We start from the raw sequence: 12,862 nt of genomic DNA on the forward strand, positions 1-12,862 counted from the left end.
TTTAATCAATTTAAAAAAATTTAATAAAATTAATTATTTAATATGAAAATCTTATGTTATAATAATAATAGTTTTTACATATTAAAATAGCTAATAATGTTGCTACACTTAAAATAAAGTAAAAAAATGAGGAGAAATTGTATGATAGAGTTTAAAAATGTAACCAAAACGTACGATAATAATGTAATGGCTTTATCTAATATAAATTTAAAGCTTGAAAGAGGAGAATTTGTTTTCTTAGTTGGGCCTAGTGGAGCTGGTAAGTCTACCTTTATTAAATTATTACTAAAAGAGACAAACCCTACATCAGGAAGAATAATTGTTAATGATTCAGATGTAACGGAAATTTCCCAATCTAAGATTCCTTATTATAGAAGAAAAATAGGAATAGTATTTCAGGATTTCAGACTTATACCTACATTAAATGTATATGAAAATGTTGCCTTTGCTATGAGAGTAACCGAGTGTAGTTCAAAAGAGATAAAGAGAAAGGTTCCAGTTGTGCTTTCAATGGTAGGTCTTTCTAAGAAATATAAAGCTTTCCCACATGAACTATCAGGGGGAGAGCAACAAAGGGTATCTATTGCAAGAGCCTTAGTAAATAACCCTAATTTACTAATTGCAGACGAGCCTACAGGAAACTTAGACCCAGAAACATCATTGGAAATTATGGAGATATTAAGTGATATCAATAGAGCAGGTACCACTATATTAATGGCTACTCATGCTAAGGAAATAGTTGATATGATGAAAAAAAGAGTTGTTGCTATAGAGAAGGGTGTTATAGCAAGAGATGAACAGAGGGGAAGATATAGTAATGAAGACTAGTAATATAAAATATTTTGTCATTGAATCTGTAAAAAGTTTAAGAAGAAATAGAACTTTAAGTTTTGCATCAGTAGCCACAGTAATGGCAACTTTATTTATCTTTGGTGTATTCATGATGTCTATGGTTACTATAAATGGAGTAATAGACCAAGTTGGATCTAATTTACAGGCAGATATATATCTTAAGGATGAAGTCACTAAAGAACAGTTAAAAAAGGTTAAGGATACTATTCAATCTGTAGAAGGTATTTCAAATATAGAATTTGAAGATAAAAAACAGGCATTAGAAAATGCTAAAAAGAGATTTGGGGAAGATGGAGAAGAATTAGTTAAAGGACTAGAGGAAAACAATCCTTTCCCAATGGCGTACATAGTTACAGTATCAAAACCAGAACAAATTTCTAAGGTGGTAGAAGCCGTGAAAGATGTTCCTGGAGTACAAAAGATTAGAGATGTTAGAGCTATTGCAAATAAAATACAGAGAATAAGTCAAAGTTTAAATATATTAGGGGTAGGTATGTTCTCTATACTTATATTTGTTTCCATTTTCCTAATTGGTAATACTATTAAACTTGCTGTATTCTCAAGAAGACGAGAAATTGGTATTATGAAGTTTGTGGGAGCTACAGATTGGTTTATAAGATGGCCTTTTATTATAGAAGGTATGCTTATAGGATTCTTTGGAAGTATATTATCAACAACACTTTTATACTATATATATAAGATTTTTGTATATGGAAAACTTATGGACAACCTGTTTGTTAAATTAGTAAATCCATCATATATTCTAGTAAATCTAAGTTGGAAATTTGTTATAGCTGGAGCGATAATAGGTGCTTTAGGAAGTATTCTATCCATAAGAAAATACTTAAAGGTATAAAAAAAGATATTTTTAATAGAATAATAATGATTAAAATATAATTTTAATAGGAACAATATAGAATAGAAAGTAAATCAGATGGGGTATTATCTCCATCTGTTTTTTAAAGATTTACTTTAAATTATAGAAATGAGGTAAATTTATGAGCGGAGAGAACTTTAAAGAAATAAAAGAAAATAGTAAAGGTGAAAAAAATAATAAATTTAAACGAATATCCTTAATAGTAGCATTGCTTTTAGTTACTAATACCATTACAGCTTTAATATCTCCTAGGATATACAATAAATTTACTACAAAAGTGTCTATTAATGAGATTCAGGAGTTTAAGAAACTTTTTGCAACTAAGGCTAATATAGATAGATTCTATGATGGAAAATATGAAAAGGAAGTTTTATTAGATGGTGCAATAAAGGGTATGACCTCATCATTAAAAGATCCCTATACTACATATATGGATAAGAAAGAGTATGAGAAAATGAGTACGGAGACAGAGGGGAAATATGTTGGAATAGGAATACAAGTAGGAGTTACAAAAGATAATAAGGTAGTTATAATTTCTCCTTTTGAAGACTCACCAGCACATAAGGCTGGGATTTTACCTGGAGATATTATGGTAAAAGTAAACGACTTAAAGGTAAGCTCTGATAATTTAGAAAAGGCTATTCTAATGATGAAAGGTAAAAAAGGAAAAAAGATAAACCTTATACTAAATCGAGAAGGAAAGGGAGATTTTCCAGTAGAGTTAGTAGCAGATGAAATTAAAATGATTACTGTAAAAGGTGAAGTTATAGAAAATAATTTGGGATATATTAGGATGAGTTTATTTGATGAGAACACCGCAGATAGCTTTATGACTGAACTTAAAAAGTTAAGAGATAAAGAAATAAAAGGGTTAATTCTAGATCTTAGGGGGAATCCAGGAGGACTAGTGGATCAATGTATTAAAGTAACTTCTAATTTTATTCCAGAAGGAAACAATATTGTTTACACTATGGATAAATATAATAAGAAGAAAGAATATAAATCCATAGGAGGCCTAGCTCAAAATATGCCACTTACTATACTTGTAGATGAAGGAACAGCTAGTGCATCAGAAATATTATCAGCAGCTGTTAAAGACTACAAAAAAGGCACTATTGTAGGTACAAAAACTTTCGGAAAAGGAAAAGTTCAAGCTGTTATAGATAATAGATTACTTGGTTTTGGAGACGGAACAGCTCTAAAGGTTACTATATCTCACTACTATACCCCAAATGGTAAAAATATAGATAAAAAAGGTATTGAGCCTGACATTAAGGTAGAATATCCAAAGGAATTAAGAGAAAAGCCATATGATAGAAATGTAGATCCACAGCTTAAAAAAGCAATAGAGATTACAAAGGACAAAATAAAGTAGTAAACATTTTAAATTAAGTATCTGCTATGATTAGTAGATACTTAATTATTGTATATTAAACATTATTCCATATAGGGAGGAACTTCATGAAAATAGCATTTTATACTATACAAGGTATAGCATATTCCATAACAGATCCAATTTTTTTAATTCTATTATCATTTTTGGGTATAGGATTTTATAAAAAAAATAAAAGAACAGCAATTATGCAAAAAATGGTTATAGGTAAAGTGATTAATTCCCCTTTGGAGCTTACTATGTCTCAAATAGTTATAGGCCTTTTTGGTGGAATTATAGGTAGTTTACTTTTAAGTTATTTAGGTGTTGCATTTCCGAATAATTCTATAATATACATGTTGTTTTTCATATCTATAATTCTAATGACAATTAGTCCTAGATATATATGTTTTTCATATTCAGGGGCTTTGCTGGGAGCCTTGATATTAGTTATTAATTTTATTAAAAAACAATTTAATTTAAATATACCTGTAAGCTTTGATATAAATATAGTATCTTTAATGACATTAATAGGTGTTATGCACATAGTGGAAGGTTTTTTAGTGATTATTGATGGAAGTAAGGGGGCTATTCCTGTATTTGCTAATAAAGAAAATAAGATTATGGGAGGCTTTGCACTTAATAGATATTGGTCAGTACCTATATCTATTATGTTCATAGTTTTAAACCAAAACTTAGGAATAGCAGGTGGGGAGCAAGTTGCAACTCCACAATGGTGGCCTATTATAAATGGAGGGATTACTGAAAATATATTAAAATCTTCTATAATAATGTTTATGCCTTTATATGCAGTAGTTGGATATAATAGTATAACTTTTACTAAGAGTAAAAGAAAAAAAAGTTTAGTATCAGGATTACTTATATTAGGATATGGAATAATATTAGCATTAGTAGCTGGAATTGGAGATTTTGGTTATCTAGGCAAAATAGTAGTGATAATTTTTGCTCCTATAGCTCATGAAGGAATGTTATTTTTAGATACATATTTAGAGATAAAAGGAGAAGCTAAATATACCAGTACAGAAGAGGGGATTATGATTCTAGAAGTTGCACCAAATTCACCTGCAGAAGAAATGGGAATCAAAAGTGGAGATTTATTAATAGAAGTAAATAATAAAATCATAGATAGCGAAAAAGATATTCTGGAGAGTGTAAAAGAGATTGAAAATTTCTTATGGCTTAAAATAAAAAAAAGTACAGGGGAAATTAAAGAAGTTTATTATAATAGAATGAACGTAGATAAAAGACTTGGTGTAGTTTTTGTTCCTAAAAGCATACAAGATAATGAAAAGTTTATAAGATACAGAGGCAAAGGGACGAATAACTTTAAAGATATTTTAGATAAAATAAAGAATAGTAATGAAAAATAAACTTACCTTGACATAGCAATAATAAACACATAAAATATTAGTATGACGAACGTTTGTTCAATGGAGGCTAATTTATATGTTTAAAATTCACTCTAAATTTAAACCTAAAGGTGATCAACCGGAAGCCATAGACTCTATATCAAAAGGAATAATAAGGGGAGATGACTTTCAAACTTTACTTGGAGTAACTGGTTCAGGTAAAACTTTTACCATGGCTAATATTATAGAAAGGGTTCAAAAACCTACTCTGATTTTAGCACACAATAAGACATTAGCAGCACAATTGTGTTCCGAGTTTAGAGAATTTTTTCCAGAGAATTGCGTTGAGTATTTTGTATCTTATTATGATTATTATCAGCCAGAGGCCTATGTGCCACAGACTGATACCTTTATAGAAAAGGATGCATCTATAAATGATGAGATAGATAAGTTAAGACACTCAGCCACAGCTGCACTACTTGAAAGAAAAGATGTTATAGTTGTAGCATCTGTTTCATGTATTTATGGATTAGGTAATCCAGAAGAATACAAGAAGCTCACAGTTTCTTTAAGAGAAGGAATGGAGAAAGACAGAAGTGAAATAATGAAGCAACTTGTAAGTATTCAATATGAGAGAAATGACATTAATTTTGTTAGAGGAACTTTTAGGGTAAGAGGAGATGTACTTGATATATTTCCTGCTTCTTCTACTAATAAAGGTATAAGAATTGAGTTTTTTGGAGATGAAATAGAAAGAATATGCGAATTTGATGTGCTTACAGGTGAAATATTAGGAAAAACAAAGCATATATTAATATTCCCTGCATCTCACTTTGCTACATCTGAAGAAAAGTTACAAAAAGCAATAAAAGTTATAGAATTAGAACTTGAAGAGAGATTAAAACAACTTATAGATGAAGGAAAGGCATTAGAGGCTCAAAGATTAAGACAAAGAACTAATTTTGATATAGAAATGATAAGGGAAATGGGGTACTGTAGTGGTATAGAAAATTACTCAAGAGTTTTAGATGGTAGGGCACCAGGAACCCCTCCAAATACTCTATTAGACTATTTCCCAGATGATTACTTACTTTTTATAGATGAAAGTCACGTTACACTTCCACAAGTAAAAGCTATGTATGGTGGAGATTACTCAAGAAAGCAGAATCTTGTGGAATATGGTTTTAGACTTCCTTGTGCTTATGATAATAGGCCTTTAAAGTTTGCAGAATTTGAAAGTAGATTAAATCAAACTGTGTTTGTAAGTGCTACTCCAGCACAATATGAAAAAGATCATTCTATAAATACAGCTCAACAAGTTATTAGACCTACTGGATTGTTGGATCCAGAAATTATAGTTAAGAAAACAGAAGGTCAGATCGATGATCTTTATTCCACTATAAAAGAAACCATAGAAAAAGGTCATAGAATATTGATTACTACATTAACTAAGAAAATGGCAGAAGATCTTACAAAGTATTTTAAGGAAATGGGTATCAAGACTACATATCTTCATTCAGAGGTTAAGACCATAGATAGAATGAAAATAATAAAGGATTTAAGATTAGGTAAGTATGATGTTCTTGTAGGAATTAATCTTCTTAGGGAAGGGTTGGATATTCCAGAGGTAGCTTTGGTGGCTATTTTAGATGCAGATAAAGAGGGGTTCTTAAGATCTGAAACTTCCCTAATTCAGACTATAGGTAGGGCTGCTAGAAATTCTGAAAGTAAAGTTATAATGTATGGAGATAATATGACAAAAGCAATGGAAAGTGCCATAAGGGAAACGAATAGAAGAAGACAAATTCAGATGGAATATAACGAAGAGCATGGCATAATACCACAAACAACTTATAAAGAAATAAGGGGAATAATAGAAGCCACAACTAAGGTAGATGAAAAGGAAGATAACAATATAGTATCAGAAGGAATGGAAGCAAGTAGAGATGAGATACTAACTTTAATTAAAAAGTATGAAAAAGAAATGAAAGAATCTGCAAAGGCTTTGGAATTCGAAAGGGCAGCAGAATTAAGAGATATCATATCTTCTTTGAAAGAAAGAATTTAATATATTCCTTTTAGTTAAGGAGGGGAAAAACATGAAAGATAAGATAATAGTTAAGGGTGCAAAGGTTCATAATTTAAAGAATGTTGATTTAGAAATACCTAGAGATAAATTAGTTGTATTTACAGGTCTCTCAGGCTCAGGGAAATCTTCTTTGGCTTTTGATACTATATATGCAGAAGGTCAAAGGAGATATGTAGAATCATTATCTGCCTATGCAAGACAATTTTTAGGTCAAATGAATAAACCAGATGTGGAATATATAGAGGGACTTTCTCCAGCTATATCCATAGATCAAAAAACTACTAGTAGAAATCCACGTTCTACTGTAGGTACGGTAACAGAAATTTACGACTATTTAAGACTTTTATATGCAAAAATAGGGAAACCACATTGTCCTAAATGTGGAAAAGAAATAACAAATCAAAGTATAGATACTATGGTAGATAAAGTTCTACAACTTGAAGAAAGAACTAAAATCCAAGTTTTAGCTCCTGTAATAAGAGGACGAAAGGGAGAACATAAAAAGATTTTAGAAAATATAAAAAAGAATGGTTACGTAAGAGCTAGGATAGACGGAGAACTTTACGATCTTACGGAAAGTGAAATTAACTTAGAAAAGAATAAAAAGCATAATATCGAAATAATAATAGATAGAATAATAATTAAAGAAGGAATAGAAAGTAGGCTAACAGACTCAATAGAAATAGCATTAAAACTTTCAGAAGGACTTGTTATTATAAATATTATTGATAAAGAAGACATATTATTCAGTGAAAGTTTTTCATGTGCTGAATGCGGCATCAGTATAGGTGAAATAACATCTAGATTATTTTCTTTTAATTCACCATTTGGTAAGTGTGATCACTGTGATGGACTTGGTACACTTATGGAAATAGATGAAGATCTAATTATACCAGATAAAGATAAAAGTATATTAGATGGAGGTATAGCTTGTTTTGGTGAAGGAAGTCTCAAAGAAGATTCATGGAGATATTCAGTTTTAAAAGCTCTAAGTGAAAAATATAAATTTTCACTTAAAACTCCAATTAAAGAGTTTTCTGAAGAAGCTTTAAATGTACTTTTATACGGTATGAATGGAGAACGCATTAAAGTTGAATATGTTAAGGATATGAATTATAGAGTTTATAGTCATAATTATGAAGGTATAATACCTAGTTTAAAGAGAAGATATTTAGAAACTAACTCTGACTATATAAAAAAAGAAATTGAGGAGTTTATGAAGGACAGTTCTTGTGTAAAATGTAAAGGAGCAAGACTTAATCCAGATGCATTATCTATTACAGTAGGAAATAAAAATATATATGAGTTTTCTAGACTATCTATTAAGGAAGAGATACAATTTTTAAGTACATTAGAATTAAGTAAGAAAGATAAAATTATAGGTACTCAGGTTTTAAAAGAGATCAACAATAGACTTAAATTCTTAATAGATGTAGGACTTGATTATTTAGACCTTGCAAGAGCGGCAGGGACATTATCTGGTGGAGAAGCTCAGAGAATAAGACTTGCAACTCAAATTGGCTCTAGTTTAGTTGGAGTACTTTATATATTAGATGAACCTAGTATAGGACTTCACCAGAGAGATAACGATAGGCTTATAGCTACTTTAAAACATTTAAGAGATATTGGCAATACCTTAATAGTAGTAGAACATGATGAAGATACTATGAGAGAAGCTGATTATATAGTGGATATAGGACCAAAAGCAGGAGAGCATGGGGGGCAAATAGTTGCTGTTGGTACTATGGAGGAGATAAAAAAATCTGAAGAGTCCATTACGGGCAAGTACCTAAGAGGTGAAAGATTTATTTCTATACCGCAAGTGAGAAGAGAAAAAGGAGAAAGAAGTATTAAAATCATAGGTGCAAAGGAAAACAATCTTAAAAATGTAAGTACGGAGTTTCCGTTAGGGTTGTTTACTTGTGTGACAGGAGTATCTGGCTCTGGAAAGAGTACGCTTGTAAATGAAATACTTTACAAGGGGCTTTCAAAGAAGCTTAATTCTTCTAAAAATATTCCTGGTAAGCATAAAGAAATTTTAGGTGTAGAGAACATAGATAAAATTATAAATATAGATCAAGGGCCTATAGGTAGAACTCCGAGATCTAATCCTGCTACATATACAGGAGTTTTTGATGTTATAAGAGAAGTATTTTCTACTACAGCAGAGGCTAAAATGCGTGGATATAAACCAGGTCGATTTAGTTTTAATGTAAAGGGTGGAAGATGTGAAGCATGTCATGGAGATGGAATAATAAAAATAGAAATGCAGTTTTTATCTGATGTTTATGTTCCATGTGAAGTTTGCAAGGGAAAAAGATATAATAGAGAAACCTTAGAAGTAAAATATAAGGGTAAAAATATTGATGAAATTTTGAATATGACTGTTGAGGAAGCTGTTGAATTCTTCGAAAATATACCAAGAATAAAAAATAAACTTCAAACCTTATTGGATGTTGGATTGGGATATGTTAGATTAGGTCAACCATCCACTCAATTATCAGGAGGAGAAGCTCAAAGAATAAAACTTGCCTACGAGCTTTCTAAAAGAAGTACAGGAAGAACATTATATATTTTAGATGAACCTACTACGGGGCTTCACATTGATGATGTGAATAGGTTAATAAAAATTTTACAAAGGCTTGTAGAAGGTGGAAATAGTATTGTCGTTATAGAACATAATTTAGATGTTATAAAGTGTGCCGATCACATAATAGATTTAGGTCCAGAAGGTGGAGATAAGGGCGGTAATATTATTTGTAGTGGTACACCTGAGGAAATATGTAAAAATAGTAATTCCTACACAGGACAATACTTAAAAAAAATGCTATAATGATACTATGCACTAATTAAAGACTAGCATTAATTTTGCTAGTCTTTAATTAGTAATTATAAGATTAGATGATAGGAAAGTGGACTTTGAAATCATAAAAAGAGGAGTGAGTTCATATGGGGTTAGAAAATTTAAGTGTAATATTTAAATTTGTAATTATAGCCGTAATATATATAATAATATTTTTAGCACTTATAATAATGTATAGAGATATTAAAAACCCAAATACAAGAAAAAAACAGTTATCGTCGAAGAGAAAAAAGTCTTTCGGATTGGAAGTTATAAATTCGGGTGGAAATATTAATTTAAGACCAGGCTCAGTAATTCCTGTTCAAAGTGAATTAACAATAGGTAGAAAGCCAGATAACTTATTGGTTTTAAATGAATCCTACGTTTCTTCTTATCATGCTAAAGTATATTTTAGCAATAATTCTTATATAATATCAGACTTAAACAGCACTAATGGAACGTATATAAATGATCAGAAGCTAGAAAAAGAGAGATTTTTGAAAGCCGGAGACCAAATAAAAATTGGAAGTGCAATTTTTAAAGTGATATCCTAATTATTAGGAGGAAATAAAATGAATACGTATAAAAGAGAAAAGATATTATTAAAGTTTACCTATTTATTTACAATTATTTGTTTTTTTAATTTAGCTCTTATTCAAAGCACATTTGACAAGGGAGCTATGGCTATGGCTGGAATTCTCTGTGTATTACTAGCCTATTCCCATTTTATTATAAGAAAGTTTTTCCCAGAAGGAGATAAATATATACTTATATTTGCTAATATATTATCTGTAATAGGGATTGTTATGTTATATAGATTAAATAAACTAGAGTCTATTAAACAGGTAATGTGGTTTACTGTAGGTATATGTTTATTTATATTCATAGTAGTTTTATTGCCAGACTTAAAAAGGTTTTCTAAGTATAAATATTTTTATATGATTGTTACAATAGCTTTTATGGCTCTAGGTACTTTATTTGGAAAAGAAAAGTTTGGCTCTAAGAACTGGGTGAAAATTGGAGGATTTGGTTTTCAACCTTCAGAGTTTGGGAAATTAGCTTTAGTTGCATACCTATCGGCAGCTTTAAAAGATTATGAACATAAAATGAGTGAATTTATAGAGAAACATAATTTAACTAAAAAAAATTCCATGGAAAAATCTATTCAAAGTATAAAGATATTATTAGAACCAGCAATAGTGGTAATGCTATCCTTAGGATTTATGGTTCTTCAAAAAGACTTAGGCTCTGCTTTAATCTTCTTTGGTATTTCTATAACCATGCTATACATAGGAACCTCTAAAACTAAATACGTGATAGTATGCTTTTTCTTATTTATTTTAGGCGGAATTATAAGTTATCAGATTTTTGGACACGTAAGAGTAAGAGTGAACATATGGGAAAATCCTTGGAAGTATGGGAATAAAGAAGGGTATCAGCTTGTGCAATCTTTAATAGCAATTGTATCTGGTGGATTTTTTGGATCAGGATTAGGATTAGGGCAACCTAAAATAATACCTGTAGTAACTTCTGATTTTATTTTTGCCGCTATATGTGAAGAAATGGGGATAATAACTGGCATAGCCATTATGTTATTATATTTCTTACTATTTTATAGATGTATGAGAGCGGCTATAAATACAGATGATGATTTTTCAAAGTTACTAGCCGTGGGTTATAGCACTATGATTGCATCACAAGTTTTAGTCATTATAGGTGGAGTTACTGGGGCGATTCCCCTTACAGGTATAACCTTACCATTTGTAAGTTATGGCGGAACTTCTATGGTAATAGTATTTTTTGCATTGGGTATTCTTCAGAAAATTTCAGAAGAGGGTAGGTAAATATGAAAGATATATCACATAATATAAAAAAGGTTTTAGTTATATTTTTATTATTATTTATCATACTAATTTCGTATATAATGTACATTTATGTAGTTAATGGTGAGAAAATCGAAACAAGTGAATTAAATAATAGACTATGGTATGAAAGAAATGCTACAGAGAGAGGTAGTATATTAGATAGAAATAAAAAAGTTTTAGTAAAAAGTAATGGTGTTAAGAATGAGACTCAGACACTAAACTACTTGGGTGGTGAGGCTTTTGCCCATGCTTTAGGATATATGGATAGTTCATATGGTCTAACAGGTCTTCAAAAAATATATGATAAAGAACTTATGGGGAAAATAGATGGAAAATTTAATCCCATGAATAAAGCTGGGGTAAAAAGAGGATATAACTTAGTTACAACCTTAGATTTTGAGCTTCAAAAAAAGGCTAGTGAACTGTTAGGAGACAGAAAAGGATCTGTAGTTGCTTTAGACCCATCTACAGGTGAGGTACTTGCAATAGTATCCAAACCTTCATATGATCCTAATAATCTAAAGAGTCAATGGAAAACTCTTAACTCAGATAAAAATAGACCACTCCTAAATAGATCTACAGCGGGATTATATCCTCCTGGATCTATATTTAAAGTAATAACAGCAGCTAGTGCTCTGGAAAATATATCAGGAATTCAAAATAAAGTTTTTCAAGATAATGGAGTTTTAAGATTTAATGATAAGTATTCTATAAGTAACTATAAGGGTGCAGTTTTAGGTGGTGTTGATCTTAGAAAGGCTTTTGAAAAATCTAGTAATGTAGTGTTTGGACAATTAGGTATGGATTTAGGAAATGCTAAACTAAAAGGCAGTTCAGAAAAGTTCTTTTTTAATAAAAATATACCAGCAGAAGGTTTAGTAATAGAAAACAGTAAATTTCCTGAACTTAAAAACAAGGGAGATATAGCTCAAAGTGCAATAGGACAAAGTAGTGTACTTACAACACCTATAGAAATGGCTTTAGTTGCACAAACTATAGCTAATGAAGGTAAGTATATGAAACCTGTTATGGTAAAGGAAGTAGTTACAGATTCAAATAAAAATATTAAATCGTATAAGAGTGAGATATTAGGAGAACCTATTTCGGGTTCAAATGCTAAATTAATAAAAACTTATATGAGAGATGTTGTAAAGCAAGGAACAGGAAAAAGAGCAGCATTAGGAGGTATTGAGGTATGTGGTAAAACTGGTACAGCAGAGCATTTAGAAAATGCAGAATCACATTCTTGGTTCATGGGTTTTGCACCTTATGATAAACCTAAAATAGCTTTTGCTGTTTTAGTTGAAGAAGGTGGTACGGGTGGAACTGTTGCTGCTTCAATTTCAAAGGAACTTGTAAGAACTTATCTTCAAAGATAGCAAAATTATATACATGTAATTTAATAATTATTTTATAAAAAATAAAGTACTAAATTTATTTAAGAATTAATATAGATTCTAAATAAAATAGTACTTTTATTTTTATTTATATATGTATTTTATGAAATATATATTAATTAATAAGTTTTTAAATTCGAACATATGTTGTGTTTAAACTTATAAAATGTCTAAAGTTGTGATATAATGATGAAAGAT

Annotated in this window: 9 protein-coding genes; all 9 read left to right on the plus strand. The window is 30.2% G+C overall.

What is annotated here, in order from left to right; translation table 11 throughout:
- Nucleotides 1-141: 141 nt before the first annotated feature.
- The 9 genes from ftsE to FGL08_RS02075 all read left to right on the plus strand — a co-directional run bounded on the left by ftsE (nt 142) and on the right by FGL08_RS02075 (nt 12,646).
- Nucleotides 142-828 (plus strand): cell division ATP-binding protein FtsE, encoded by a 687-nt coding sequence (ftsE, locus tag FGL08_RS02035; protein WP_138209223.1) that lies wholly within the window; start codon nt 142-144, stop codon nt 826-828.
- Nucleotides 818-1,708: a permease-like cell division protein FtsX gene (ftsX, locus tag FGL08_RS02040; RefSeq protein ID WP_138209224.1), complete on the plus strand. Its 891-nt coding sequence runs from the start codon at nt 818-820 to the stop codon at nt 1,706-1,708. Before ftsE ends, ftsX begins: the two co-directional genes overlap by 11 nt.
- 142 nt (nt 1,709-1,850) lie before the next feature.
- Entirely contained in the window at nt 1,851-3,104 is a 1,254-nt protein-coding gene (locus FGL08_RS02045) for a S41 family peptidase (protein WP_138209225.1), read from the plus strand.
- Nucleotides 3,105-3,190: 86 nt separating this feature from the next.
- Complete coding sequence (locus tag FGL08_RS02050) at nt 3,191-4,492, plus strand: PDZ domain-containing protein (RefSeq protein ID WP_138209226.1); 1,302 nt, start codon at nt 3,191-3,193, stop codon at nt 4,490-4,492.
- A 76-nt stretch (nt 4,493-4,568) separates the two neighbouring features.
- Nucleotides 4,569-6,539 carry an excinuclease ABC subunit UvrB gene (gene uvrB, locus FGL08_RS02055; protein ID WP_415578659.1) on the plus strand — a complete coding sequence of 657 codons (1,971 nt, stop codon included), beginning with the start codon at nt 4,569-4,571 and terminating at the stop codon, nt 6,537-6,539.
- Between the two features lie 31 nt (nt 6,540-6,570).
- Nucleotides 6,571-9,393 (plus strand): excinuclease ABC subunit UvrA, encoded by a 2,823-nt coding sequence (gene uvrA / locus FGL08_RS02060; RefSeq protein ID WP_138209228.1) that lies wholly within the window; start codon nt 6,571-6,573, stop codon nt 9,391-9,393.
- 116 nt (nt 9,394-9,509) lie between these two features.
- The gene (locus tag FGL08_RS02065; RefSeq protein ID WP_138209229.1) at nt 9,510-9,956 is read left to right on the plus strand and encodes an FHA domain-containing protein; all 447 of its coding nucleotides are present in this window, start codon (nt 9,510-9,512) and stop codon (nt 9,954-9,956) included.
- A gap of 18 nt (nt 9,957-9,974) precedes the next feature.
- Nucleotides 9,975-11,246 (plus strand): FtsW/RodA/SpoVE family cell cycle protein, encoded by a 1,272-nt coding sequence (locus FGL08_RS02070; protein WP_138209230.1) that lies wholly within the window; start codon nt 9,975-9,977, stop codon nt 11,244-11,246.
- A gap of 2 nt (nt 11,247-11,248) precedes the next feature.
- Nucleotides 11,249-12,646, plus strand: coding sequence for a peptidoglycan D,D-transpeptidase FtsI family protein (locus FGL08_RS02075; protein ID WP_138209231.1), 1,398 nt, complete (start codon nt 11,249-11,251; stop codon nt 12,644-12,646).
- The last annotated feature ends 216 nt before the right edge of the window (nt 12,647-12,862 follow it).

The organism is Hathewaya histolytica, assembly GCF_901482605.1.
GTDB lineage: Bacteria > Bacillota > Clostridia > Clostridiales > Clostridiaceae > Hathewaya > Hathewaya histolytica.

Coding starts and splice junctions, on each gene's coding strand:
- ftsE (WP_138209223.1), top strand. CDS start 142: ATGATAGAGTTTAAAAATGTAACCAAAACGTACGATAATAATGTAATG.
- ftsX (WP_138209224.1), top strand. CDS start 818: ATGAAGACTAGTAATATAAAATATTTTGTCATTGAATCTGTAAAAAGT.
- FGL08_RS02045 (WP_138209225.1), top strand. CDS start 1,851: ATGAGCGGAGAGAACTTTAAAGAAATAAAAGAAAATAGTAAAGGTGAA.
- FGL08_RS02050 (WP_138209226.1), top strand. CDS start 3,191: ATGAAAATAGCATTTTATACTATACAAGGTATAGCATATTCCATAACA.
- uvrB (WP_415578659.1), top strand. CDS start 4,569: ATGTTTAAAATTCACTCTAAATTTAAACCTAAAGGTGATCAACCGGAA.
- uvrA (WP_138209228.1), top strand. CDS start 6,571: ATGAAAGATAAGATAATAGTTAAGGGTGCAAAGGTTCATAATTTAAAG.
- FGL08_RS02065 (WP_138209229.1), top strand. CDS start 9,510: ATGGGGTTAGAAAATTTAAGTGTAATATTTAAATTTGTAATTATAGCC.
- FGL08_RS02070 (WP_138209230.1), top strand. CDS start 9,975: ATGAATACGTATAAAAGAGAAAAGATATTATTAAAGTTTACCTATTTA.
- FGL08_RS02075 (WP_138209231.1), top strand. CDS start 11,249: ATGAAAGATATATCACATAATATAAAAAAGGTTTTAGTTATATTTTTA.